This is a genomic window from Bacillus sp. JZ109, assembly GCF_053903135.1.
In genome coordinates, this window is record NZ_CP096388.1 from 912998 (window position 1) to 937540 (window position 24543).

Genomic DNA, 24543 nt, shown 5'->3' on the forward strand with positions numbered 1-24543 from the left:
ATCGTCATCCTGACATGGGGGGATCAATATGGCTTACGATATGGTGATAAAAGGTGCGAAGGCAGTTACGCCAGATGGCGTTATAGAAGCTGAGATTGCAGTTCAAAACGGTGTCATTGCCGAGATAGGTTCTGACATTGAAGCAAGCGGGACGGAAATCATCCAGGCAGACGGGAAATACGTGTTTCCTGGTGTGATAGACTGCCATGTTCATTTTAATGAACCAGGCAGGGAGGATTGGGAGGGGTTTGAAACAGGTTCTCAAATGATGGCCGCAGGCGGTTGCACCACCTATTTTGATATGCCGCTCAACTGTATTCCATCAACCGTGACGGCAGAGCATCTTCTCGCAAAAGCTGAGCTAGGCAGGCAAAAATCTGCCGTGGATTTTGCGCTATGGGGCGGCCTTGTGCCAGGCCATATCGAGGACATCCGTCCGATGGCTGAAGCGGGAGCGATCGGGTTTAAAGCGTTTTTATCAAAGTCAGGCACTGATGAGTTCCGCTCTGTTGATGAACGGACATTGCTCAAAGGCATGGCAGAAATCGCGGCTGCAGGAAAAATCCTCGCTCTCCACGCGGAAAGCGACGCGATCACAAGCTACTTGCAGATGGTTTTGGCCAATAAAGGAAAGGTGGATGCGGATGCGTACGCCGCCTCCCGCCCGGAGGAAGCAGAAGTTGAAGCGGTGTATCGCACGATTCAGTATGCGAAGGTGACAGGCTGTCCGGTTCATTTTGTCCATATCAGCACGGCGAAAGCGGTCCGGCTGATCAGAGAGGCGAAACAGGAAGGTCTTAATGTTTCGGTTGAAACATGCCCGCATTATGTCTTGTTCAGCCATGACGATTTACGGCAAAGGGGCTCTGTCGCAAAATGCGCGCCTCCGCTCCGGTTACGGCAATCAAAAGAGACGCTGATCGAGACGCTCATTGCCGGGGACATTGACATGGTTTCCTCAGACCATTCCCCCTGCCGTCCATCCTTGAAGCGGGAGGATAACATGTTTTTATCATGGGGCGGAATCAGCGGCGGGCAGTTCACTTTATTAGGAATGCTGGAACTGGCGCTTGAGCATCAGATTCCGTTTGAAACCATCGCAGAATGGACAGCGGCGGCCCCTGCAAAACGATTCGGCCTTCAGAAAAAAGGGCGGCTTGAGGCGGGGTGTGATGCAGATTTCGTGCTCGTCAGCATGGAGCCGTACACTGTTACAAGAGAATCGATGTTTGCAAAGCATAAAAAAAGCATTTACGAAGGACATACATTTCCCTGCAGCATTTCGGCCACTTACAGCAAAGGCCGGTGCGTGTACAATGATGGGGAAAAAATCACTGAAATTGACGGAGCTCTGGTCGTTCCTTCGTAAGCCCGGCGGATTTTACCGCCGGGTTTTTTGATTTCCTCCGTTCTAGTTTTTAAAATCTCATCAACGTGGTATCTTTTTTTAAAGGAGGCGGAGGCGATGGAGCATGTCAAATACATACTTAAGCAATCCTGGTCGCGTCATTCGAGCTCTAAATGGACGGAAGAATGCCCGTCATGCGGCCAATGCGGCGTGACGGCATTGGTGATTCAAGACCATTTCGGCGGCACGATTTTCAAAACAAAAGTCGGTGAGAGCTGGCATTTTTACAACAGCATCAATGGTGTGATGTACGATTTTACGAGTGAGCAGTTTCAGGCGCCTATTGAATATCAGCATATTCCTTCCTCAAGAGAAGAGGCGTTTTTAGATACGAATGAGGAACAATATCAGCATCTTCGTTCTGCATTTTCCCGCCATATGAACAGCATTTCCAAGGAAACCTGAAAACACGTGTGATAAACTGGAAGAGAGGTGAATGAGTGTGATTTATATCGGACTGACGGGGTGGGGGGATCATGACAGCATCTATCCGCCGAAAACGGCCAGCCAGAAAAAATTGCAGGCCTATTCCTCCCATTTTCCGATCGTGGAATTAGACGCGAGCTTTTACGCGATTCAGCCGGCGCGCAATAATGAAAAGTGGGTGAAGGAAACGCCCGAAACCTTCCAATTTATCGTGAAAGCATATCAGGGCATGACAGGGCATCAGCGCGGCGAAATTCCCTTTGACTCAAAAGAGGAGATGTTTGATGCGTTTAAGGTGTCTTTAACGCCATATTTACATAGCAATAAGCTCGCCATGGTGCTGTTTCAATTTCCGCCGTGGTTTGACTGCAAGAAGGAGAATGTCGCCTATTTGAGATGGTGCAAGCACCAAATGGGAGATATCCCTTGTGCGCTTGAATTCAGAAACCGTTCCTGGTTCTCGCCGCCATTTTATGAGCAGACGCTTTCATTTATGAAAGCGGAAGGCTGGATTCACAGTGTCTGTGATGAACCACAAATCGGAGAAGGCAGCGTTCCGACTGTGCTGCGCGCGACCGATGAAAACAAAACGCTCGTCAGATTTCACGGACGCAACAAGCAGGGCTGGATGAAGCCTGATGGCGGGAAAAACTGGCGGGAGGTCAGGTACTTATACCGCTACAACCAACAGGAGCTGGAGGATTGGAAAAAGCACCTGAATGAATTGCAGCAGCAATGTAAGGATGTTTTTGTCCTGTTCAACAATAATTCCGGCGGTGACGCTGCGGATAATGGCAAGCAGATGCTTGAACTGCTTGATATCGAGTACAGCGGACTTGCTCCGAGACAGCTCGATTTATTTTAGAAAAGAGGTTTTTATTGATGTCGTTTGTGATTTTGGTCGTACTGGGATTAATCGCAGGTACGGTAGGAAGTCTGATCGGGCTTGGCGGCGGAATTGTCATTGTGCCGTCTCTGATGTTTTTAAGCACAGTGACGCAGCTGTTTCAGGATGTGACGCCGCAGGTTGCGATTGGAACTTCGCTTTTGGTCATTATTTTTACGGGCCTTTCTTCAACTTTGGCTTATATTAAATATAAAACAGTTGATTATAAGAGCGGGCTCATTTTCTTTATCGGTTCAGGTCCCGGCAGCATGATCGGGGCTTACGTGTCAAAGCTGTTCAATTCAAACTCGTTTTCCGTTTGGTTTGGCATTTTTATGATTCTGATTTCATTATCCTTAATGCTGAAAGCGAAAGCCCGGCCAATCAACAAAGCGCACAAAGGAATTATCCGGACATTTCAGGATGATGCCGGTGAGCCTTATACGTACTCATATCAGGCCTCTGTGGGTATTGCCATTGCCTTTGTTGTCGGTTTTTTAGGCGGACTTTTCGGTATAGGCGGCGGATCACTGATGGTTCCGGCGATGATGCTGTTATTTCTGTTTCCGCCGAAGGTTGCGGTGGCAACGTCCATGTTTATTATTTTCCTGTCTTCTATGACAGGGTCTGTTTCACATATGATTTCCGGGCACGTCAATTGGCTGTACGCCCTCGCGCTTGTGCCCGGCGCTTGGTTCGGCGGAAAGCTTGGCGCCGCCATCAACAGAAAAATGCAGACGAAAACGATCGTTATGATCATGCGGATCGTATTGATTTTGATCGGCTGCCAGCTCATTTATGAAGGCATTTTCAGCTGAACGATTAGGGAGAGATATTATGAAGGAGAAGCTCCGCTTATATCATACAAATGATTTGCACAGCCATTTTGAAAATTGGCCGAAAATTGTAGATTATATCGAGCAGAAAAGAAAAGAGCATCAGTCAGACGGCGAAGAGACGCTCGTTTTTGATATTGGCGATCATCTTGATCGTTTTCAATTCGTGACAGAGGCGACATTCGGAAAAGCGAATGTCGATCTCTTAAACCGCCTTCACATTGATGGAGCGGCGATCGGCAATAACGAAGGGATTACGCTTCCGCATGAAGAGCTTGCTGCCTTATATGATCATGCTGAATTTCCTGTCATCGTCTCTAACCTGTTTGATAAAAATGGAAACCGTCCGTCCTGGGCGGTGCCTTACCATATCAAATCATTGAAAAACGGTATGTCCATTGCTTTCTTAGGTGTAACTGTGCCGTATTATCCTGTATATGACAAGCTGGGATGGACAGTAACGGATGCTCTTGAAAGCATAAAGGAAACCATTCGGGAAGTGAAAGGGCAGGCTGATATTATCGTTCTGCTGTCACATTTAGGCATTCTTGATGATCAGGCAGTGGCTGAAGCGGTACCTGAGATTGATGTAATCCTCGAATCACATACCCATCATTTGCTTGAAGATGGACAAGTGGTGAATGGGGTACTGCTGGCCAGCGCCGAGAAATACGGGCATTATGTCGGCTGTGTAGAAATCACGGTGGACAGCGTACAGCAAAGCATCATCAGCAAAACGGCTTCTGTGCAGAACATGGCGGAATGGACAGGAGAATCCGCAGAAACAAAAGCGTTTCTCAATGAAAAAGAACGTGAAGCCGAGGAGAAACTGTCCGATGCCGTTGCAGAGCTTGCACAAGATGCTGAGGTGAAGTGGTTTGAAGAATCAGAGCTGCCTTTGCTTTTGGCATACGCCTTAAAGGAATGGTGTGAGACGGACATCAGTATGGTCAATTCAGGTGTCATTCTCGGTCCGCTAAAAGCAGGTCCTGTGACAAAGTTGGATCTGCACCGCATCTGTCCGCATCCGATCAACCCGGTGGCTGTCCGCCTGACGGGAGAAGAATTGAAGGAAACCATTGTCCATGCCGCTTCCGAACAAATGGAGCAGCTCCGGATCAAAGGACTTGGCTTTCGCGGAGAAGTGATGGGGAAAATGGTGTATGCCGGCGTGGAGGTAGAAACGAAACGGCTCGATGACGGGATCACCCACGTCACCCGGATCACACTGAACGGGGAAGATATTAAAAAACATAAACAATACTCCGTTGCGGTGCTTGATATGTTTACGCTCGGCAAACTGTTTCCGTTGATTCGCGACGCTGCAGAAAAAGAATATTTTATGCCGGAATTTTTGCGGGATCTGCTTGCTTGGAAGCTTGTGCAATAAGGCAGTCAGCCCACAACAAGCTGTGCCCTTCATCATAAAGTGATGAATGAAGGGAGTGGTTGACGTGGTAAACCTGACACCGATCATGATAGAAGGACAGCCTTTTACAGCTGTGACAGTAAAGCTTCCCAAAACGAATTTTATGGCCGTCGCCAATGATCACGGATATATTATGTGCGGTGCGCTGGATGTGGCGCTGCTGAATGAAAAATTAAAGGAGCGCGGCATTGTGGCGGGACGCGCAGTTGGTGTCCGCACCATTGACCAGCTGTTAGACGCACCTTTAGAATCCGTCACGTACGCTGCGGAAGATCTTGGCATCAAAGTCGGCATGAGCGGCAGAGAAGCGCTTTTAAAAATGGTGAAATAAAATAAATTGGCCCCGGCTATTACTATGTCCCCTCTTACAAGCATACATTGTGATATGTAAGGGGGGATTTTCTTGCCAAGATATCGCGGCCCTTTTCGCAAGAGAGGACCTTTGCCTTTCCGTTACGTGATGCTCCTGTCCGTTGTCTTTTTTATCCTGTCAACAACGGTCAGCCTTTGGATGATCAATGGCTCGATCAAACCTGTTTTAATGGACATCGGCGAGATGGAAACGAAGCGTATAGCGACAGAGGTGATCCAGGATTCGATTGAGGACTATATGTCTGACAGTGAAAATATGAAAGATATGTTTCAAATGAATTCTGATGAAAACGGAAACTTAACGACAATCGATTTTAATACACAGGTTGTAAACAGTGTGAAAACAAAAGTGACAAAGCAGCTTCAGGCTCATTTGAAAGAGATGGAAACCCATACCGGACACAGCGGCGCCAGTGAAAACATTATGATCAACATTCCGCTGGGACAGGTAACCGGCAACAGCCTTCTTGGAAACCTCGGGCCGAAAATCCCGGTCCGGTTCAATTTAATCGGTGACGCTTTTACAGATGTCAAAACCAAAATCAAGCCGTATGGCATAAATAACGCACTTATTGATATCAGCATCTTTGTCGAAATTAAAGTGAAGGTCATCATTCCATTTGCCAGCAAAACCGCTGTCGTCACAAATAATGTTCCTGTATCGATTAAAGCAGTGCAGGGCGAAGTGCCGCAGTTTTATAATGGAAGCGGCGGCTCGGGTGTCACGCCTTCTGTCCAGCTCCCGAGCAGCAAAGAAGAAGACGGTGCTGATTCAAAAAAAGAAAAAAGCAGCAAATAAGCCGCCTGTCGAAGAGGCGGCTTTTTGTTACTTCTTTTTTTTGTATTCATATCGCTCCCACGCCCTCAAATGCGGGTATGGATCAAATGACCATTCGGTTCTTCCGTTATCTTTGTACATGCCATAGTGCAGATGCGGCGGGAACTTCCCGGCGGTTCCCGGCGGGCCGTATCCGGAGCTGCCGACTGATCCGATCACTTGGCCAGGCTCAACGATTTGTCCTGTTTTAATCCCTTTGGCAAACCCATTGAGATGGGCAAAATAATGATACGTATTGTTAATGTCCCTGATGCCGATTCTCCATCCTCCGAAGCGGTTCCAGCCCTTCATTTCAACTACGCCGTAACATGTGGATTTGACAGGAAGGCCGTAATGGGCAAAGATATCCGTACCTTCATGAATCCGCCTTCCACCGAAGCCGCGGGCATCTCCCCACGTGCTTCGGTAGCTGTAATCGGTTCTGATCGGAAGCGGGAATGCATGCTCGCCCAGATCAATATGGCCGTAGGCTTTAAACAGCTTCATGAATTCAGATATAATCCCCACTGTCTGATCACGCCGGTAATAATTCCAAAGCCCGATCCGGATGTTGTCTTCATCTGTGCCATACGACAGTAAGTATTGGCTGAACGTATACAAGATATCTTCATCGTTGCTGACCTCGGCTTTCCCGTCTCCATCGCCATCCATTCCGATTCCGTCAAACACTTTAATGCTTAACGGCGCATCGTCTTTCGGATTCGGGTTTTCAGGCCCGCTCCAGATATCATCGGGTATATAGATGCTGATGATTCCCGCCTTTTCAGGCAGATCTTTCCGGTTGCTCCGCACGTTTTCTTCGTATTGATCAACAGCGGCGAGCGCATACCAAGGGATCTGCGTCACAGCTTCGATTTTATGATATAATTCCATCCGTTTCGACAGCACTGGATCTGAAAGTTTTTTTCCAGACGCAGAAGGCTCAAATGCAAACAAAAGGAGAAGAAGAGCGGATAACAAAACTTTCACAAAATAATCTCCTTTCATATTGAATACACATAGTTTGCGGCAACCCGGCTTAAAAATGTCAGTAATCATCTTCCCTTGTCGAGAAATTTTTCCTATGTTAAAGTGTCTAAAGAAAAGACTTTCTTTAGTTAGAAAAACATTATTTTTGTTGCAGAACTAAAATCTGCACCTTTCTCGTTTTCAGAATGTTTCGTGTCAGAAATTGAGTATATTGGATATTGGAGATGATGGGAATTGGCAAAGAAAGACGAACACCTCAGAAAGCCCGAATGGCTTAAAATTAAATTAAATACAAATGAAAACTATACAGGGCTCAAAAAACTCATGCGGGAAAACAACCTTCATACCGTATGCGAAGAAGCAAAATGTCCGAATATTCATGAATGCTGGGCTGTCAGACGTACAGCGACATTTATGATTTTAGGTTCTGTTTGTACAAGAGCATGCCGTTTCTGTGCTGTCAAAACAGGCCTTCCAACTGAGCTTGACCTGCAAGAGCCGGAACGCGTAGCGGATTCAGTCGCGCTTATGAATCTGAAGCACGCGGTTATTACGGCTGTTGCGCGTGACGATCAGAAAGATGGAGGGGCAGGCATTTTCGCGGAAACTGTCCGTGCGATCCGCAGAAAAAGCCCGTTCACAACAATTGAGGTGCTGCCGTCTGATATGGGCGGAAACTACGATAACCTAAAAACCTTAATGGATACACGCCCAGACATCCTGAATCACAATATCGAAACGGTTCGCCGCCTGACGCCAAGAGTCCGCGCGCGTGCGACGTACGACCGTTCATTGGAATTTTTGCGCCGTGCGAAGGAAATGCAGCCTGACATTCCGACAAAATCAAGTATCATGATCGGGCTCGGCGAAACAAAAGAAGAGATTATTGAAGTAATGGACGACCTCTTGGCGAACAACGTGGATATTATGGCAATCGGCCAATATCTGCAGCCGACGAAGAAACACTTGAAAGTCCAAAAATACTACCATCCTGATGAATTTGCAGAATTAAAAGAAATCGCGATGCAAAAAGGCTTCAGCCATTGTGAAGCCGGTCCGCTTGTCCGTTCCTCTTACCATGCGGATGAACAAGTAAACGAAGCATCTAAAAAGCGTCAAGCCCAAGCATAATGCCAAAACGCCAGATCATCTGGCGTTTTTGTCATTCCTATCGATTTTCATGTCCTGACGCGTTTCTCCATTGGCATTTTCATTCTCTGAGACAGGGCTTCCTTGCGGGGAGGTTTTCATTTCTTGAAGCGTCCCCGACATGATCTCTCTGATATCCCTTGAACCAGAGCCGAGATTGCTGTAATTTTCGACGGACTGCATATGGTTTGGATTATCGGAAATATACACGTGATAGTATCGCGGTATCACGGAAGCCGCTGTTTTTTTCACCTGATCGGCGGTCAGCTCCCGGTTTTTAGAATCGGTTTTGTATACGACAAGCGCTTCTCGGTCAGTCACCAATGTCGCAGCATCTTGAATATGGGGGAGCTGAACCGTTAAACTTGATATCATGTGAGCGGTTTCTTCCCGGTTCATCACCGGCGTTTTCTGCTGGTCTCCGTCAAATTGTTCTTTTTGATAGCGGACATAGCCAAATTGTTCGTTCTCATTATGCCTGTTAAAAGCCTCGTTGCGGTCCGACACATGAATGGGTTTGGTTTGATTCTGCGTCTGATTCCGGACATTTTGGGCATTATCCAATCCTGCGCCTCCGCACCCGGATAATAGTCCGGTCAGCAGGCAGAGGCTGACAGCGGTTCGTTTCATTTATCAATCCCTCCTCATGTGTAGGGTAGCCAAATCGCATGATTTATTCTTTAGCAATTGATGGGGACGGGGCAATGAATTATGATAGGAATGAGTGAAAAAGAGGTGAGATCATGATTCTTATTCAAAATGCCGAATTTGAATTGGTGCACAATTTCAAAGACGGCTTCAACGAAGAGGCTTTTAAAGCCCGCTACTCCGATATATTAAATAAATACGATTATATTGTGGGAGACTGGGGATATGGTCAGTTAAGGCTCAAGGGCTTCTTTGACGACCAGAATCAAAAGGCAACCTTCGAAACGAAAATCAGCACATTAGATGAATATATTTACGAATACTGCAATTTCGGCTGTGCGTATTTTGTCTTGAAACGGATCAGAAAATAAATATACACAAAGGGGATGCTGTCATGTATTTTGTTGACAGAAGCAAAATCGAGAAAACACTAGGGTTCTTCGAGCACCAGCTGGCGCTATTTGACTCACAAACAGACTGGCAGTCTGAAATCGGGGAATTGGCACTTCAGCGTATAGGCCATCTGTTAATCGAATGCATTTTGGATACAGGCAATGACATGATTGACGGCTTTATTATGCGGGACCCGGGCAGCTATGACGACATTATGGATATACTTGTTGATGAGAAAGTTGTCACGGAAAAAGAGGGTGCTGAGCTCAAGAAATTGATCGCCTACCGCAAAACGTTGGTTCAACACTATCTGCTCGCTGACAGCGGCGAGCTTTACAGGCTGATCAAGGCGCATCAAACAGCTCTTCAGGACTTCCCGAAACGGATCAGAAGCTATTTGGAAACAGAGCTAGGACCTGTTTCCGCGTTTAAATAACAACTGGAAAGCCACAGGAGTGTTGGATATGAAAACATATAAAGGGTATTTAATTGATTTAGACGGAACGATGTACAATGGCACGGAAAAAATCGAGGAAGCGTGTGAATTTGTCAGAACGCTGAAAGATCGCGGCGTTCCTTATCTTTTCGTGACAAACAACTCTTCGCGCACACCGAAGCAGGTAGCGGACAAGCTCGTGTCTTTTGATATTCCGGCAACAGAAGAGCAGGTCTTCACGACCAGCATGGCAACTGCCCAGCACATTGCACAGCAGAAAAAAGACGCGTCTGTGTATGTGATTGGGGAGGAAGGAATCCGCCAGGCGATTGAAGAAAATGGCCTGACATTTGGCGGAGAAAACGCGGACTTTGTCGTTGTTGGCATCGACCGTTCCATTACATACGAAAAATTTGCTGTCGGCTGCCTGGCAATCAGAAATGGCGCCCGCTTTATTTCCACTAACGGAGATATTGCGATTCCGACTGAAAGAGGGCTTCTGCCGGGAAACGGCTCACTGACATCAGTGTTAACCGTATCTACAGGTGTACAGCCTGTATTTATCGGCAAGCCGGAATCAATTATTATGGAGCAGGCGATGCGCGTTCTCGGCACTGATATGTCTGAAACACTCATGGTCGGCGACAACTACGCCACTGATATTATGGCCGGCATTAACGCGGGTATGGATACGCTGCTCGTTCACACAGGCGTAACGAAAAGAGAACATATAACAGACGATATGGAAAAACCGACTCACGCCATTGACTCTCTGACTGAATGGATTCCATACATTTGAAAAAAGGGCGCCCTAAAAGGGTGCCCTTATTCTGTATGCCGCGCGCGGTGAGCAAGTCTGCTTGAAGCCGCGGCGGAAATCGCTCCGACGATGTCATCTAAAAAAGTATGGCATTCACCGGTTGATTTATCATTCAATCGTTTAAGGATTCCGGGTTTTTCTTTGTCGATGTAACCGTAGTTCGTAAACCCGATCGATCCGTAAATGTTCACAATGGAAAATGCCAGAACTTCATCTACTCCATATAGGCTTTCATCTATTTCCAGCATCGTTTGCAGCGGTTCAGACAGTTTTTTCTGCTCAGCAAGAACATCCAATTCAATGCCCGTTAAAATCGCGTTTTGCACCTCGCGTTTTGCGAGAACACGATTGACGTTCAGCGTGCATTCATCAATGGTTAGATCCGGATGATATTTTTTCTGCAGAAAAAAGACAAGCTCGGCAATGTCTGATACCTCAACGCCGCGCTCCTTCATCCGTGCTCTTGCTTTAGCTTCCATCTGACTGAATTGTTCGTTTTCTGACATCAGCTTCACCCAATCTTTTTTACTAGTTTATACAAAATGCTTGAGAAGTTTACGACTTTTTCTTGCGCCTTCTTCGGATTAAAATATGTATTCATAATTCCGGCTGTGTATGACTACGATGTGATGAGCCCTAATTCAACAGGCAGGTGATCTTGGTGAAAGGTACAATAAAAGAAAAATACGGCATTCACATCAGGCAGCTTTCCATGTACCAGCACACATATCAATGCTTTCAGACGCCTAATTCATACTTTCTGATTGTCCCCGTTTCCCAATTCTCAGATACAGAGCTGGCGGAGCTTTATTACATGAGTCAGTATTTACAAGAACAAAGTGACCCATACGTTTCAGTTTTTATCTTTACAAAAGAAGGTGAGCTGACATTTGAACATGAGGGAAAAACGTACGCTCTGCTGAAGGCGGCCCCCCCTTATTCAAACAGGGCGTTCTCCATTGGAGCGGAGCTGGCGGAATTTCACCGAAAAGGCCGAGGATATCCGTATGAGGTGAAGGCAGCCGGAAGAATCGGCCAGTGGAAGGATCTGTGGGGAAAACGAATTGATCAGCTGGAAGCATTTTGGCAGAGAAAGGTTCAGACCCCTCCGCATGAGCCATTCGATAAAAAAATGATCGAATCATTTCCCTATTATTTAGGACTGTCAGAAAACGCGATACAATATTTAGTGGACACTGAGCTGGATGACAAGCCCCAAGCCGCTGATTCAGGAACGATATGCCATCAGCGGATGGAAAGGCATACATGGTCACCGGAATCATTGATCAGGATTCCGGCCGATTGGGTGTTTGACCACGCTTCCCGTGATTTGGCTGAATATATGAGGCATACGTTTTTGCATCACAGACAAGATTTTAATCAGCAGGGCTTTCTCTTTTTACAGGAATACGAGCAAGTCACACCGCTGTCTTCATTTTCGAAACGCCTTTTATACAGCCGCCTGCTTTTCCCGCTTCATTATTTTGAAATCGTGGAAAGCTATTACATGTCATCAGAATCAGAAAAGCATTATTTTGAAGAACAGCTTGACTTCATTCTTAATGACTGTGGGCGTTATGAACAATTTCTCAATACAGCGCAGGAATTCATGAATATGAGGGCGCAGAAGCTGTTTGTTCCACGCGTCAGCTGGCTCGGCAAAGGCAGCTCAGGGTGAGGAGAAAATCTTACAAAAATAATTAGAAAATAAAGAATCTTGTCATATCAATACGTTAAGCGTTTACATTCGCAAAATTCAGCCTAATGCTGTCTTGTCAAAACAGGAGCGGGCTTATATAATGTTTGTAACTTATATGTCTGTGTTGAGTTAACAATTGTCTTTTTCGAGAGGACAATCAAAAGAAAGGTGGAGTTTTTTTGAAAGCGATTCGTGTAGGGCTTTTAGGTTTAGGTACCGTCGGAAGCGGTGTCGTTAAAATTATTCAAGACCATCAGGATAAGCTTATGCATCAGGTCGGCTGTCCGGTTACGATAAAAAAAGTGCTTGTAAAAGATTTAGAGAAAAAGAGAGAAGTAGATTTGCCGAAAGAAGTGCTTACAACAGAAGTGTATGATGTCATTGATGATCCAGATGTTGATGTCGTCATCGAGGTGATCGGCGGCGTTGAGCAGACAAAACAATATTTGGTCGACGCGCTGAGATCGAAAAAGCATGTTGTCACAGCAAACAAGGACTTAATGGCTGTATACGGCTCCGAGCTGCTTGCTGAAGCGAAGGAAAATGGATGCGATATCTACTTTGAAGCCAGTGTTGCCGGCGGGATTCCGATTCTGCGCACGTTAGAGGAAGGCCTCTCATCTGATCGAATTACAAAAATGATGGGAATTGTGAACGGCACAACAAACTTTATCTTAACAAAAATGATCAAAGAGAAAAGCCCATACGAGGAAGTGCTCAAGGAAGCGCAGGATCTCGGTTTTGCCGAAGCTGATCCGACTTCTGACGTGGAAGGGCTTGACGCCGCACGGAAAATGGCGATATTGGCGCGCCTCGGCTTCTCGATGAACGTGGATTTGGAAGACGTCAAAGTAAAGGGGATCTCCCAAATTACAGACGAGGACATCAGCTTCAGCAAACGCCTCGGCTATACAATGAAGCTGATCGGGATTGCTCAGCGTGACGGCAGCAAAATCGAGGTCAGCGTACAGCCGACACTGCTTCCTGACCACCATCCGCTTTCTGCTGTTCATAATGAGTTTAACGCTGTTTATGTATACGGCGAGGCTGTCGGTGAGACGATGTTCTACGGGCCGGGAGCCGGAAGCATGCCGACAGCGACATCCGTTGTTTCTGACCTCGTCGCTGTCATGAAAAATATGCGCCTCGGTGTAACCGGCAACAGCTTTGTCGGACCGCAATATGAGAAAAACATGAAATCGCCGTCTGACATTTATGCACAGCAGTTTTTAAGAATTCATGTAAAAGATGAGGTTGGTTCATTCTCGAAAATTACATCTGTGTTCTCAGAGCGGGGCGTGAGCTTTGAAAAAATCCTTCAGCTGCCAATTAAAGGCCATGATGAGTTAGCTGAAATCGTAATTGTCACACATCATACATCAGAAGCTGATTTCAGTGATATTTTGCAAAACCTAAATGATTTGGAAGTCGTTCAAGAAGTCAAAAGCACATATCGTGTAGAAGGGAACGGTTGGAGCTAATGTGGAAAGGACTTATCCATCAATATAAAGAATTTTTACCTGTAACAGATCAAACACCGGCGCTAACTTTACATGAAGGAAACACACCTCTTATTCACCTGCCGAAGCTGTCTGAGCAGCTCGGAATTGAGCTTCATGTCAAAACGGAAGGCGTCAATCCTACGGGATCATTTAAAGATCGCGGAATGGTTATGGCTGTGGCCAAGGCAAAAGAAGAAGGCAATGACACGATTATGTGCGCGTCAACAGGTAACACTTCCGCTGCTGCGGCAGCATATGCAGCCCGTGCTAACATGAAATGCATTGTCATTATCCCGAACGGAAAAATTGCATTTGGAAAACTCGCTCAAGCTGTCATGTACGGAGCCGAGATTATCGCAATTGACGGAAACTTTGACGATGCGCTTAAAATTGTCCGTTCCATCTGTGAGAAATCACCGATTGCCCTTGTCAACTCAGTCAACCCTTACCGCATTGAAGGTCAAAAAACTGCTGCCTTCGAAGTGTGCGAACAGCTGGGGGAAGCGCCTGATGTTTTAGCGATCCCGGTCGGAAACGCGGGAAACATCACTGCGTACTGGAAGGGCTTCAAGGAATATCATGAGAAAAACGGCACAGGCCTTCCGAAAATGCGCGGCTTTGAAGCTGAGGGTGCGGCGGCAATCGTGCGCAATGAAGTGATTGAAAATCCGGAAACAATAGCGACAGCCATTCGTATCGGAAACCCGGCAAGCTGGGACAAAGCTGTAAAGGCAGCCGAGGAATCCAATGGGAAAATTGACGAAGTCACTGATGATGAAATCCTTCACGCATATCAGTTGATCGCCCGTGTAGAAGGCGTGTTTGCAGAACCAGGTTCTTGCGCGTCTATCGCAGGAGTGCTGAAACAGGTGAAATCCGGAGAAATTCGGAAAGGCAGCAAGGTCGTAGCTGTGTTAACAGGAAACGGACTGAAAGATCCGAACACAGCGGTCGACATTTCAGAAATCAAGCCTGTCACATTGCCGACTGATGAAGACAGCATCCTTGAATATGTAAAAGGAGCGGCCCGTGTATGAACGAAGCCGACATGCTGTTCTCTGTCACTGTTCCCGGAAGCACAGCTAACCTAGGCCCCGGCTTTGATTCAGTCGGAATGGCACTCAGCAGATATTTGAAGCTGACCGTCTTTGAAAGCGACAAATGGTCTTTTGAGGCTGAAACAGAAACAGTCGCCGGAATTCCGGCGGGTACAGATAACCTGATCTATCAAGTGGCTAAACGGACCGCAGATTTGTACGGAAAAGAAATGCCTCCTGTCCATGTGAAGGTGTGGAGCGACATCCCGCTTGCACGCGGCCTTGGCAGCAGCGCCGCGGCGATTGTAGCGGCCATTGAACTGGCTGATGAATTATGCGGCTTAAAGCTGTCTGAAGCGGACAAGCTGCATTTAGCCAGTCTAGAAGAAGGACACCCGGACAATGCTGGCGCTTCTCTCGTCGGCGGACTTGTGATCGGCCTGCATGAGGATGACGAGACCCAAATGATCCGCGTCCCGAATGCTGACATTGACGTAGTCGTTGTCATTCCTTTTTATGAAGTGCTGACAAGAGACGCGAGAGACGTGCTTCCGAAGGAGTTTCCATATGCCGATGCCGTAAAAGCAAGTGCTGTCAGCAATATCCTCATTGCTGCGATCATGTCGAAGGATTGGCCGCTTGTCGGGAAAATCATGAAGAAGGATATGTTCCATCAGCCGTACCGGGCGATGCTTGTGCCTGAGCTGTCAAAAGTAGAGCACGTCGCCGAGATGAAGGGCGCATATGGAACGGCTCTCAGCGGAGCAGGCCCAACGATTCTCGTCATGACCGAAAAAGGAAAGGGAGAAGAGCTAAAAGAACAGCTCGCGCTTCATTTCCCTCATTGTGAAGTAGACGCTTTGACCGTTCCGAAAGAGGGAAGTATAATAGAGCGAAATCCTTTATATCAAGTAAAAAGTGTATAGATCATGCCAAGCGTTCCTCAGCGTCAGCGGAGGGCGCTTTTTTTTTGCTGGAGATAAAGGAGTTTTTATTTAGAAAAACGAAATACATGTAAAAAGGAGGAGATGAATATGAAAAAGCTGATAACCGCAGAAGACATCACAGCGATTGTCTCTGTGACCGATCCTCAATACGCCCCAGACGGCACCCGTGCCGCATATGTAAAGTCACAAGTAAATCAAGAGAAAGATTCGTATACATCAAATATATGGATCTATGAAACGAAAACGGGCGGATCTGTTCCTTGGACACATGGAGAAAAGCGAAGCACCGACCCAAGATGGTCTCCGGACGGGCGCACGCTTGCCTTTATTTCTGATCGAGAAGGCGATGCGGCACAGCTGTATATGATGAGCGCTGAAGGCGGAGAAGCGAGAAAACTGACTGATATCCCGTATGGCGTGTCAAAGCCAATATGGTCCCCGGATGGCGAATCGATTCTGGTCACTGTCAGTTTAGGAGAGGGAGAAAGCATTGATGACCGAGAAAAAACAGAGCAGGACAGCTATGAACCTGTTGAAGTGCAAAGCCTCTCCTACAAACGGGACGGCAAAGGGCTGACGAGAGGCGTGTATGCCCAGCTTGTGCTTGTCAGCGTAAAGTCGGGTGAGATGAAGGAGCTGACAAGTCACAAAGCTGATCATGGTGATCCTGCTTTTTCTCCTGACGGCAAATGGCTTGTTTTCTCAGCTAATTTAACTGAAACAGATGATGCCAGCAAGCCGCATGATGTTTACATGATGTCATTGGAGTCTGGAGATCTTAAGCAGGTTACACCTCATCGCGGCTCATTCGGATCTAGTTCATTTTCACCAGACGGAAGGTATCTTGCTTTGCTTGGAAATGAAAAGGAATATAAGAATGCAACGCTCTCAAAGGCGTGGCTCTATGATATCGAACAAGGCCGCCTCACATGTCTGACTGAGATGCTGGACGTTCATTTAGCGGATGCGCTGATTGGAGATTCATTGATCGGTGGTGCTGAACAGCGCCCGATTTGGACAAAGGACAGCCAAGGGTTTTATGTCATCGGCACAGATCAAGGCAGTACGGGCATCTATTATATTTCGATTGAAGGCCTTGTGTATCCAGTTCGCCTGGAAAAAGAGTACATCAATAGCTTTTCTCTTTCACCTGATGAACAGCACTTTATTGCCAGTGTGACAAAGCCGGACAGACCGAGTGAGCTTTACAGTATCCCGCTTGGACAGGGAGAGAAACAGCTGACTGGCGCGAATGACAAGTTTGTCAGTGAGCATATGATATCAATACCTGAAGAGATTCAATATGCTACAGAAGACGGCGTGACGGTGAACGGCTGGCTGATGAAGCCTGCACAAATGGAAGGTGAGACAACATATCCACTTATTCTCAACATACACGGCGGTCCGCATATGATGTACGGACATACATATTTTCATGAGTTTCAGGTGCTGGCGGCGAAAGGATACGCGGTCGTTTATATCAATCCGAGAGGAAGCCACGGCTACGGGCAGGAATTTGTGAATGCGGTCAGAGGGGATTATGGAGGAAAGGATTATGACGATGTGATGCAAGCTGTGGATGAGGCTATCAAGCGAGATCCGCATATTGATCCTAAGCGGCTCGGTGTCACGGGCGGAAGCTACGGAGGTTTTATGACCAACTGGATCGTCGGGCAGACGAACCGCTTTAAAGCTGCCGTTACCCAGCGCTCGATATCAAACTGGATCAGCTTTCACGGCGTCAGTGATATCGGCTATTTCTTTACAGACTGGCAGCTTGAGCATGACATGTTTGAGGACACAGAAAAGCTCTGGGACCGGTCTCCTTTAAAATACGCAGCAAACGTGGAGACACCGCTTTTGATTCTGCATGGCGAGCGGGATGACCGATGCCCGATCGAGCAGGCGGAGCAGCTGTTTATCGCTCTGAAAAAAATGGGCAAGGAAACCATGCTTGTCCGGTTTCCGAATGCATCGCACAATTTGTCACGCACCGGACACCCAAGACAGCGGATCAAGCGCCTGAATTATATCAGCTCATGGTTTGACCAATATCTCTAATAAAAAAAGCCAGGCTGATCAAATATCCGCCTGGCTGCTTTATTAAAAGACTTGTTCTACTTCAACGACACCCGGCACTTCTTCTAGAAGAGCGCGCTCAATTCCGGCTTTCAGCGTAATTGTTGAACTTGGGCAGCTGCCGCATGCGCCTAGAAGACGAAGCTTAACGATACCTTCATCTACGTCTACAAGCTCACAGTCACCGCCGTCACGAAGTAAAAACGGACGAAGTTTGTCCAGTACTTCCTGCACCTGTTCTTTCATTTCAACTTCAGTCATGACATTCGCTCCTTTCGTCGTCATAAAACCATTATATTCAGTGTAACAATAAAAATCTATTGTTTGGTTTGCAAAGTTGCTCTCTCTATTATAGCACATTCAGACTTCAACACAAAAACGGTTTTTTTCTATAAAAACGTCCTTTGGCTCTGTATACTTAAAAGAAAGGACTTACATAGGAGAAGGGGGCGTTTACAAGTGATGAAACCAGTCATGCTAAGCGTGTACGGGGCAGAGACCGTTTGTGCGAGCTGTGTCAATATGCCGACAGCCAAGGATACATACGAGTGGCTTGAGGCTGCGCTGAAAAGAAAATATCCAAATCAGCCTTTTGAGATGCAGTACATCGATATTCATGAGCCGCCTGACAATGAACATGCGAAAGAGCTTGCGGAAAAAATCAGAAATGACGAGTATTTTTATCCGCTTGTTCTCGTAGAAGACAAAATTGTCGGTGAAGGCAATCCAAAATTAAAAGACGTTTATGAGGAAATGGAGAAGCATGGGTATACAGAAAACCGCTGACTTGATCAGCGGTTCTTCTCTATCATTAACCGTTATGGTGTTTATACATCCACAGCAAGCCGGATTTCAGCATACGCGGAACACGGCCGATCAGCGGACGGTCAGCAACAAGCCCGAAGCCGGCTTTTTTTCCGAGTGAACCGAGGACGCCTTTCAGCTTAAACTGCGGCATTGATTCAGGCAGGGCTTCTCCATTCCAGCGTTTTTGCAAGATTTGGACAATCTGCTCTGCTTGAGCCTCTGCCAGCTGGGCGCTCGGCGCATGAGGAAGGCTGGCGCAATCGCCGACAACGTACAGATGTTCATCACCTGGAAGATTGTGATGAGGCGTTAATACAATACGCCCTTGTGCGTCCTTCTCCACATCTAAGTCTCTGACGACTTTGTTTGGCTGGATGCCGGCTGTCCACACGATGGCGTCTGCAGAAATCGGATCATCGTGGTTATACACAACGCCTTCTTCTACTTTTGTGATATTTGCCCTGTTAATAATGCGGACACCGTGCTCTTCGAACCATTTTTGCACATATTTGCTTAAACGCTCGGGAAAGCTTGATAAAATGAGATTACCGCGGTCGAACAAAATAATGTTCAGGTCATCACGGCTTTCTCTCAATTCACTTGCAAGCTCAACGCCGCTTAAGCCCGCTCCGACAATGGCGACGGTGGCATTAGCGCTCAGATTATTCAGCTTTTGGTAGGTTTCGCGGGACTGATCGATGGTTTGAATACTGTAGGTGAATTCAGGCGCTCCCGGCACGTTGTGATATTTATCCTCACAGCCGAGCCCGATTACGGCGTCATCGTAAGAAATCGGTTCACGATCTTGGAACAGCACTTGTTTTTGTACAATATCAATTGATGTGATATCACCGTATTGGACATCCAGGCGAGGGTGCTCTGGGAATGACACTCTGATATGATGGTCAGAAATTGTGCCTGCGGCAAGGGCATAATATTCTGTTTTCAAGCAGTGATAAGGATTTCTGTCAATTAACGTGATTGAAACATCATCAGGCAGCTGGTTTGGCAATAAGCGATGAAGAACACGCATGTTCCCGTAACCTCCGCCGATCAAGACCAATTTTTTCATTTGAATTCCCCTTTAATCCGAAGAGTATGATAGATACATTGAAGAAAATACGAACTATGTAAAATAACATCTAGAATTATATCGAATTTGATCTAAAATCACAATAATAGTTTCAAAATAACCTACAATTTAGCCTGAAAACACAAATTAGTAAAACGTTATTTGAGAAATAATATGTTACGATAATAAATTTTGAATCATCCGTTGTCTTTGACGAATAGTGAAAAATTCGCGATAATGGACATATGTGAGGTGAAACCGCATGAATCCAATGATTGAATTTTGTGTCAGCAATCTGGCTCACGGCTCTCAGGAAGCCCGGGCGATTTTGGAGAAGGATCCCAACCTTGATGTCCTTGAATATGGCTGCTTAAGCTACTGCGGGACATGCATGGAATCGCTTTTCGCTCTGGTAAACGGAGAAGTCGTCATGGGTGAAACGCCTGCTGAGCTTGTTGAGAATATATATACCTTTATTGAAGAAAATCCAATGTTTTAAAGAAAAGGGCCTGGACAGGCCCTTTTTTATTTTGCCGTACAAAAGAACTAAAAAAATGTGTAGACATCAAAAAATATTATTGTTATCGTATAAAAGATATTTTTTTAAATAAAATTTAAGAGGTGTACGAGTATTCATGAATGTTCTGTGGGGGCTGCTGGGCGCAGTTGCGATCATTGCTATCGCGTTTTTATTTTCAGAAAAGAAAAGCAATATTAAGATAAGAACCGTCATCGTTGGTTTATGCACACAGGTGGCGTTTGGATACATCGTGTTGAAATGGGAAGCGGGACGCGCTGTTTTTTTATGGTTTTCAAGCCGTGTACAGCTTCTGATTGACTATGCGAATGAAGGCATCAGTTTTATTTTTGGACCGCTTCTAAAGGTCGGAGACAGTCCGGCATTTGCATTAAGTGTACTGCCCGTTATCATTTTCTTCTCAGCACTGATTGCAGTTTTATATCATTTGAAAATCATGCAGCTCGTTTTCCGTGTCATTGGCGGCGGATTGTCGAAGCTCCTTGGAACAAGCAAAACGGAATCTCTGGCGGCTGCTGCCAATATTTTTGTAGGACAATCAGAATCTCCGTTAGTGATCAAACCCCTGATTGCCGGGCTGACGCGCTCTGAGTTGTTTACGATTATGACGAGCGGTCTATCGGCAGTAGCGGGATCTACCTTGTTTGGGTACGCGCTTCTCGGTATTCCGATTGAATACTTGCTGGCGGCCAGCTTTATGGCTGCTCCAGCTGGACTAGTCTTTGGTAAATTGATTATACCCGAAACGGAAAAAACGCAAACCGTAAAAAGCGATTTCAAAATGGATGAAGGCGAAGGCGCAGCCAATGTCATTGACGCAGCTGCAAAGGGAGCGTCAACAGGACTGCAAATTGCGTTAAACGTTGGGGCGATGCTGCTTGCGTTCGTTGCGTTAATCGCTGTAGTAAACGGTATTCTCGGCGGGGCTTTCGGCTTGTTCGGTTTAAAAGGCGTAACATTAGAATCCATTCTCGGCTATGTGTTTTCTCCTATCGCCTTTTTGATTGGCGTGCCTTGGCATGAAGCATTGCAGGCGGGAAGCTATATCGGCCAGAAATTGGTGCTGAATGAGTTTGTCGCTTATTCTAACTTCGGTCCGCACATCGGCGAGTTTTCTAAGAAAACTGCTACCATTATCAGTTTCGCGTTATGCGGATTCGCCAATTTTTCATCAATTGCGATTATGCTTGGTACGCTGGGCGGATTAGCGCCCAGCCGCCGTTCAGATATCGCACGTCTCGGCCTGAAGGCTGTTCTTGCAGGAACATTAGCCAATCTGCTCAGCGCAGCCATTGCCGGCATGTTTATATAAACGATAAAAGCTCCTTGCGTCAGTGCAAGGAGCTTTTATGTATGAAAAACGGGGGATAATTGTATTGTGTCCGCTTATAATAGCTTTTATACTAAGAAAAAGAAAAAAAAGTTGGAGGCACCTATGAACTCATTTCGATTTACCAAAATGCACGGCCTGGGAAACAGTTATATTTATGTGAATCAATTTGAAGAACAGCTTCCAGAAGAAAAACTGTCAGAGATTGCAATTCAGGTTTCTTCTGTTTATACAGGGATCGGATCGGACGGAATGATCCTGATATGCCCATCAGACCAAGCGCCTGTCAAAATGCGGATTTTTAATAATGACGGGTCTGAAGGGAAAAACTGCGGCAATGGCCTGCGCTGTGTCGCAAAATACGCATATGAGCATAAACTGGTTGAGGAAACATCTTTTCTGATTGAAACTCTCTCCGGGCTTGTAAAAGCGGAGGTTCAAGTCGAAAACGGAAAAGTGAATGTGGTCACTGTCGATATGGGCGAACCGCGCTTGACAAAATCCGAGCTTCCGATGCTTAACGGCGGGGAAGAGCACACAATCAATGAAACGATGGCATTTGGTGAAGTAGAACTAACAGGCACTGCCGTTTCAATGGGAAATCCGCATATCGTTTTTCCGATCGCAGACATTGAACAGGCACCCTTAACGACACTGGGGCCGGTGATTGAGAAAGATCCGAGATTTCCGGAAGGCATCAATGTGGAATTCGTTGAAACCGTGAATGAACAAGAATTGCATTTCCGCGTCTGGGAACGGGGATCAGGGATTACTCAGGCATGCGGGACAGGAGCATGTGCAGCGGCCGTCGCATCTGTCTTAAACGGCGTATCAAAGCGAAATCAAGACATCACGGTGCATTTAGCAGGCGGGGATTTGGTGATAAACTGGAAAGATAACGGTCATGTAATGATGACAGGGCCGGCTGAAACCGTTTGTGAGGGTGTCTATTTCTTGTAAAACACCTTGTTTGAGAATTGGAACGATCATGTTTATAATAAAAGACAGCAACCGGTTTTTAAAAGGAGGTTCACAATGATGAGCAACCCGGTAACAATTACAGAAGCAGCAGCTTTGCATATAAAAGATATGATGAAAGAGCATGAAGAAGAAAACGCGTTTCTGCGTGTAGGCGTCAAAGGCGGCGGCTGCAGCGGACTTTCTTACGGCATGGGCTTTGAGCATGAAAAGAGTGAATCAGACAGTGTGTTTGATCAGCACGGCATCACTGTTCTAGTTGACAAAGAAAGCCTTGACATCATGAACGGCACCGTGATTGATTATAAACAATCCATGCTCGGCGGCGGCTTCACCATCGACAATCCAAACGCCATCGCTTCATGCGGCTGCGGTTCTTCGTTCAGAACAGCAACGAATGCAGGCAAGCCTGAAGAGTGCTAGGCACTAAAAACGGATAGCAACTATTAATGACGCTTTTCTTAGCGATAAATCATCGTTAAGGGAGGCGTTTTTATTATGGGGAAATGATGCAGAGAGTTCCGGGGACTTCGGCAAGAGAAACGCTGCTTTGTTGTTTGATTTTTGTTGTAAATACAGCAAAGTTACGCTATATTTAATGCGGAGTATATTTTATTGCATTTACAACAAAAACATGATAGGGAGTTGGTGATGAAGAAGATTTTTGGACTGGTAACAAGGCCAGTATCTGTTCCGTGTTTAAATATATAAAAGGGACACTAGACAATTGAATTTAAAATAAAGGGGCTGAATCCGAACAATGAGTGTAAAAATGAAAAAATGCAGCCGGGAAGATTTACAAACACTTCAACAATTGAGTATTGAAACATTCAATGACACTTTTAAGGAACAGAACTCACCTGAAAATATGAAAGCCTATTTAGAAAGCGCATTTAACACTGAGCAGCTGGAAAAAGAGTTATCCAATATGTCTTCGCAATTCTTTTTTATTTACTTTGATCATGAAATCGCTGGATATGTAAAAGTCAATATCGATGATGCTCAGTCTGAAGAAATGGGTGCTGAATCACTTGAAATCGAGAGAATTTATATAAAGAACAGCTTTCAAAAACATGGGCTTGGCAAACATCTGCTGAATAAAGCGATAGAAATTGCGCTGGAACGTAATAAAAAGAACATTTGGCTAGGTGTGTGGGAAAAAAATGAAAATGCCATCGCCTTTTATAAGAAAATGGGGTTTGTTCAGACCGGCGCCCACTCTTTTTATATGGGTGATGAAGAGCAAACGGATTTAATCATGGCTAAAACACTCATATAACATTTTTCGAAGGGTGGATGATGATGTATATTCCAAAATATTTTAAGGTCACAAATGCTGAAGAAATTTGGAATTTTGTACAAGAAAACTCCTTTGGTACGGTTGTCACAACAGAACAAGGAAAACCAATTGCCACACATTTGCCGTTAGGATTCAATAAAAAAGACGATCATTACTATATTACGGGGCATTTCGCTTATGGAAATCCTCAGTGGAGAACGTTTGAAGCCTGTGAAGATGTGCTTGTGATGTTTCAGGGACCGCACGCTTATATTTCTTCTTCCTGGTATTCGCGCGAAAATGTTCCGACGTGGAATTATCAGGCTGTCCACATGTATGGAAAAGCAAGTATGTTAGAGAAAGATGAATTAGCAGAAGAATTAACAATCATGCTGGAGAAATACGAAAAACATCGTGACAATCCTGTTTTATGGGATAAGCTTTCTCCAAAACTCTTAGAACGTGAATTGAAAGGTATCGTTGGATTTAAGATTAAGGTGGAAGACATTCAAGCGGCATATAAATTAAGCCAGAACCGAAATGAAACGGATTATATGAACATCATTGAACAGTTGCAAAATGAAGAAAATCCAAATGCAAAACAAATGGCAGAACTGATGGAAAATAAATTCAAAAAGCAAATATAAGCTTACTTTGCTGAAGAA

General features: G+C 45.8%; 28 protein-coding genes. 23 read left to right on the forward strand and 5 right to left on the reverse strand.

Annotation, left to right across the window (positions count from 1 at the left end):
* The first annotated feature begins 28 nt into the window (after window positions 1-28).
* The 7 genes from M1D94_RS04640 to yunB all read left to right on the forward strand — a co-directional run bounded on the left by M1D94_RS04640 (window position 29) and on the right by yunB (window position 6156).
* Window positions 29-1369, forward strand: a complete 1341-nt coding sequence (locus tag M1D94_RS04640; protein ID WP_456270438.1) for an allantoinase — start codon at window positions 29-31, stop codon at window positions 1367-1369.
* A 96-nt stretch (window positions 1370-1465) separates the two neighbouring features.
* Complete coding sequence (locus M1D94_RS04645) at window positions 1466-1813, forward strand: YunG family protein (RefSeq protein WP_014480757.1); 348 nt, start codon at window positions 1466-1468, stop codon at window positions 1811-1813.
* 37 nt (window positions 1814-1850) lie between these two features.
* A complete protein-coding gene (locus M1D94_RS04650) occupies window positions 1851-2699 on the forward strand; it encodes a DUF72 domain-containing protein (protein WP_003243895.1) in 849 nt (282 codons plus the stop codon).
* Window positions 2700-2716: 17 nt separating this feature from the next.
* Window positions 2717-3538, forward strand: coding sequence for a sulfite exporter TauE/SafE family protein (locus M1D94_RS04655; RefSeq protein WP_003228670.1), 822 nt, complete (start codon window positions 2717-2719; stop codon window positions 3536-3538).
* Between the two features lie 19 nt (window positions 3539-3557).
* Entirely contained in the window at window positions 3558-4946 is a 1389-nt protein-coding gene (locus M1D94_RS04660) for a bifunctional metallophosphatase/5'-nucleotidase (RefSeq protein ID WP_456270439.1), read from the forward strand.
* A 64-nt stretch (window positions 4947-5010) separates the two neighbouring features.
* A complete protein-coding gene (locus tag M1D94_RS04665; RefSeq protein WP_019712942.1) occupies window positions 5011-5316 on the forward strand; it encodes a YunC family protein in 306 nt (101 codons plus the stop codon).
* Window positions 5317-5388: 72 nt separating this feature from the next.
* On the forward strand, window positions 5389-6156 hold the full coding sequence (gene yunB / locus M1D94_RS04670; RefSeq protein WP_015483652.1) for a sporulation protein YunB: 768 nt from the start codon (window positions 5389-5391) through the stop codon (window positions 6154-6156).
* 27 nt (window positions 6157-6183) lie between these two features.
* Here yunB and lytH read toward each other — a convergent pair whose 3' ends face one another.
* The gene (lytH, locus tag M1D94_RS04675) at window positions 6184-7164 is read right to left on the reverse strand and encodes an L-Ala--D-Glu endopeptidase (protein WP_187001888.1); all 981 of its coding nucleotides are present in this window, start codon (window positions 7162-7164) and stop codon (window positions 6184-6186) included.
* Window positions 7165-7398: 234 nt separating this feature from the next.
* On the opposite strand from lytH, the gene lipA reads away from it, so the two are divergent.
* Window positions 7399-8295 (forward strand): lipoyl synthase, encoded by an 897-nt coding sequence (lipA, locus tag M1D94_RS04680; protein WP_003222888.1) that lies wholly within the window; start codon window positions 7399-7401, stop codon window positions 8293-8295.
* 15 nt (window positions 8296-8310) lie between these two features.
* Here the strand turns inward: lipA and M1D94_RS04685 are convergent, their stop codons facing one another.
* The gene (locus tag M1D94_RS04685; RefSeq protein ID WP_167568492.1) at window positions 8311-8943 is read right to left on the reverse strand and encodes a YhcN/YlaJ family sporulation lipoprotein; all 633 of its coding nucleotides are present in this window, start codon (window positions 8941-8943) and stop codon (window positions 8311-8313) included.
* A 113-nt stretch (window positions 8944-9056) separates the two neighbouring features.
* Between M1D94_RS04685 and M1D94_RS04690 the strand changes: the two genes are divergently transcribed.
* Genes M1D94_RS04690 through nucF form a run of 3 tightly spaced genes read left to right on the forward strand, consistent with a single transcriptional unit; the run spans window position 9057 to window position 10589 of the window.
* Window positions 9057-9332 (forward strand): YutD family protein, encoded by a 276-nt coding sequence (locus tag M1D94_RS04690; protein WP_003228682.1) that lies wholly within the window; start codon window positions 9057-9059, stop codon window positions 9330-9332.
* Between the two features lie 23 nt (window positions 9333-9355).
* Window positions 9356-9790: a DUF86 domain-containing protein gene (locus tag M1D94_RS04695; protein WP_021480536.1), complete on the forward strand. Its 435-nt coding sequence runs from the start codon at window positions 9356-9358 to the stop codon at window positions 9788-9790.
* Between the two features lie 28 nt (window positions 9791-9818).
* Window positions 9819-10589 (forward strand): 5' nucleotidase NucF, encoded by a 771-nt coding sequence (gene nucF, locus M1D94_RS04700; RefSeq protein WP_021480535.1) that lies wholly within the window; start codon window positions 9819-9821, stop codon window positions 10587-10589.
* Between the two features lie 26 nt (window positions 10590-10615).
* Here nucF and M1D94_RS04705 read toward each other — a convergent pair whose 3' ends face one another.
* On the reverse strand, window positions 10616-11116 hold the full coding sequence (locus tag M1D94_RS04705) for a phosphatidylglycerophosphatase A family protein (RefSeq protein WP_003243814.1): 501 nt from the start codon (window positions 11114-11116) through the stop codon (window positions 10616-10618).
* Between the two features lie 152 nt (window positions 11117-11268).
* Here M1D94_RS04705 and cotNH point away from each other — a divergent pair, with 152 nt between their 5' ends.
* The 5 genes from cotNH to M1D94_RS04730 all read left to right on the forward strand — a co-directional run bounded on the left by cotNH (window position 11269) and on the right by M1D94_RS04730 (window position 17856).
* Window positions 11269-12288: a spore coat-associated protein CotNH gene (gene cotNH, locus M1D94_RS04710; protein WP_101501428.1), complete on the forward strand. Its 1020-nt coding sequence runs from the start codon at window positions 11269-11271 to the stop codon at window positions 12286-12288.
* A gap of 200 nt (window positions 12289-12488) precedes the next feature.
* On the forward strand, window positions 12489-13790 hold the full coding sequence (locus tag M1D94_RS04715; RefSeq protein ID WP_003228694.1) for a homoserine dehydrogenase: 1302 nt from the start codon (window positions 12489-12491) through the stop codon (window positions 13788-13790).
* Window positions 13790-14848, forward strand: coding sequence for a threonine synthase (thrC, locus tag M1D94_RS04720; RefSeq protein WP_282627220.1), 1059 nt, complete (start codon window positions 13790-13792; stop codon window positions 14846-14848). The genes M1D94_RS04715 and thrC overlap by 1 nt, the downstream gene beginning before the upstream one ends.
* Window positions 14845-15774, forward strand: a complete 930-nt coding sequence (gene thrB, locus M1D94_RS04725) for a homoserine kinase (RefSeq protein ID WP_003228699.1) — start codon at window positions 14845-14847, stop codon at window positions 15772-15774. Before thrC ends, thrB begins: the two co-directional genes overlap by 4 nt.
* 108 nt (window positions 15775-15882) lie before the next feature.
* On the forward strand, window positions 15883-17856 hold the full coding sequence (locus M1D94_RS04730) for a S9 family peptidase (protein WP_282627072.1): 1974 nt from the start codon (window positions 15883-15885) through the stop codon (window positions 17854-17856).
* 42 nt (window positions 17857-17898) lie between these two features.
* Here M1D94_RS04730 and M1D94_RS04735 read toward each other — a convergent pair whose 3' ends face one another.
* The gene (locus M1D94_RS04735; RefSeq protein ID WP_010886606.1) at window positions 17899-18234 is read right to left on the reverse strand and encodes a NifU family protein; all 336 of its coding nucleotides are present in this window, start codon (window positions 18232-18234) and stop codon (window positions 17899-17901) included.
* A 99-nt stretch (window positions 18235-18333) separates the two neighbouring features.
* On the opposite strand from M1D94_RS04735, the gene M1D94_RS04740 reads away from it, so the two are divergent.
* The gene (locus M1D94_RS04740; protein ID WP_021480530.1) at window positions 18334-18660 is read left to right on the forward strand and encodes a YuzD family protein; all 327 of its coding nucleotides are present in this window, start codon (window positions 18334-18336) and stop codon (window positions 18658-18660) included.
* Between the two features lie 25 nt (window positions 18661-18685).
* Here the strand turns inward: M1D94_RS04740 and M1D94_RS04745 are convergent, their stop codons facing one another.
* Window positions 18686-19753, reverse strand: a complete 1068-nt coding sequence (locus tag M1D94_RS04745) for an NAD(P)/FAD-dependent oxidoreductase (RefSeq protein WP_003228707.1) — start codon at window positions 19751-19753, stop codon at window positions 18686-18688.
* A gap of 262 nt (window positions 19754-20015) precedes the next feature.
* On the opposite strand from M1D94_RS04745, the gene M1D94_RS04750 reads away from it, so the two are divergent.
* The 6 genes from M1D94_RS04750 (at window position 20016) to paiB (ending at window position 24525) form a co-directional block, all read left to right on the forward strand.
* Complete coding sequence (locus M1D94_RS04750; protein WP_003222913.1) at window positions 20016-20252, forward strand: YuzB family protein; 237 nt, start codon at window positions 20016-20018, stop codon at window positions 20250-20252.
* Window positions 20253-20388: 136 nt separating this feature from the next.
* A complete protein-coding gene (locus tag M1D94_RS04755) occupies window positions 20389-21603 on the forward strand; it encodes a NupC/NupG family nucleoside CNT transporter (protein WP_003228710.1) in 1215 nt (404 codons plus the stop codon).
* Window positions 21604-21726: 123 nt separating this feature from the next.
* The gene (gene dapF, locus M1D94_RS04760) at window positions 21727-22581 is read left to right on the forward strand and encodes a diaminopimelate epimerase (RefSeq protein ID WP_085185920.1); all 855 of its coding nucleotides are present in this window, start codon (window positions 21727-21729) and stop codon (window positions 22579-22581) included.
* Between the two features lie 78 nt (window positions 22582-22659).
* Window positions 22660-23022, forward strand: coding sequence for a HesB/IscA family protein (locus M1D94_RS04765; protein ID WP_003244166.1), 363 nt, complete (start codon window positions 22660-22662; stop codon window positions 23020-23022).
* A 337-nt stretch (window positions 23023-23359) separates the two neighbouring features.
* Complete coding sequence (paiA, locus tag M1D94_RS04770; RefSeq protein ID WP_003244000.1) at window positions 23360-23878, forward strand: spermidine/spermine N(1)-acetyltransferase; 519 nt, start codon at window positions 23360-23362, stop codon at window positions 23876-23878.
* Between the two features lie 23 nt (window positions 23879-23901).
* The gene (paiB, locus tag M1D94_RS04775) at window positions 23902-24525 is read left to right on the forward strand and encodes a protease synthase/sporulation negative transcriptional regulator PaiB (RefSeq protein ID WP_014480733.1); all 624 of its coding nucleotides are present in this window, start codon (window positions 23902-23904) and stop codon (window positions 24523-24525) included.
* Window positions 24526-24543: the final 18 nt, after the last annotated feature.

Coding starts and splice junctions, on each gene's coding strand:
- M1D94_RS04730 (WP_282627072.1), top strand. CDS start 15,883: ATGAAAAAGCTGATAACCGCAGAAGACATCACAGCGATTGTCTCTGTG.
- M1D94_RS04660 (WP_456270439.1), top strand. CDS start 3,558: ATGAAGGAGAAGCTCCGCTTATATCATACAAATGATTTGCACAGCCAT.
- M1D94_RS04640 (WP_456270438.1), top strand. CDS start 29: ATGGCTTACGATATGGTGATAAAAGGTGCGAAGGCAGTTACGCCAGAT.
- paiB (WP_014480733.1), top strand. CDS start 23,902: ATGTATATTCCAAAATATTTTAAGGTCACAAATGCTGAAGAAATTTGG.
- thrB (WP_003228699.1), top strand. CDS start 14,845: ATGAACGAAGCCGACATGCTGTTCTCTGTCACTGTTCCCGGAAGCACA.
- M1D94_RS04745 (WP_003228707.1), bottom strand. CDS start 19,753: ATGAAAAAATTGGTCTTGATCGGCGGAGGTTACGGGAACATGCGTGTT.
- M1D94_RS04705 (WP_003243814.1), bottom strand. CDS start 11,116: ATGTCAGAAAACGAACAATTCAGTCAGATGGAAGCTAAAGCAAGAGCA.
- M1D94_RS04755 (WP_003228710.1), top strand. CDS start 20,389: ATGAATGTTCTGTGGGGGCTGCTGGGCGCAGTTGCGATCATTGCTATC.
- M1D94_RS04685 (WP_167568492.1), bottom strand. CDS start 8,943: ATGAAACGAACCGCTGTCAGCCTCTGCCTGCTGACCGGACTATTATCC.
- M1D94_RS04695 (WP_021480536.1), top strand. CDS start 9,356: ATGTATTTTGTTGACAGAAGCAAAATCGAGAAAACACTAGGGTTCTTC.
- dapF (WP_085185920.1), top strand. CDS start 21,727: ATGAACTCATTTCGATTTACCAAAATGCACGGCCTGGGAAACAGTTAT.
- M1D94_RS04655 (WP_003228670.1), top strand. CDS start 2,717: ATGTCGTTTGTGATTTTGGTCGTACTGGGATTAATCGCAGGTACGGTA.
- nucF (WP_021480535.1), top strand. CDS start 9,819: ATGAAAACATATAAAGGGTATTTAATTGATTTAGACGGAACGATGTAC.
- M1D94_RS04690 (WP_003228682.1), top strand. CDS start 9,057: ATGATTCTTATTCAAAATGCCGAATTTGAATTGGTGCACAATTTCAAA.
- paiA (WP_003244000.1), top strand. CDS start 23,360: ATGAGTGTAAAAATGAAAAAATGCAGCCGGGAAGATTTACAAACACTT.
- M1D94_RS04735 (WP_010886606.1), bottom strand. CDS start 18,234: ATGTGCTATAATAGAGAGAGCAACTTTGCAAACCAAACAATAGATTTT.
- M1D94_RS04765 (WP_003244166.1), top strand. CDS start 22,660: ATGAGCAACCCGGTAACAATTACAGAAGCAGCAGCTTTGCATATAAAA.
- M1D94_RS04750 (WP_003222913.1), top strand. CDS start 20,016: ATGAATCCAATGATTGAATTTTGTGTCAGCAATCTGGCTCACGGCTCT.
- thrC (WP_282627220.1), top strand. CDS start 13,790: ATGTGGAAAGGACTTATCCATCAATATAAAGAATTTTTACCTGTAACA.
- M1D94_RS04645 (WP_014480757.1), top strand. CDS start 1,466: ATGGAGCATGTCAAATACATACTTAAGCAATCCTGGTCGCGTCATTCG.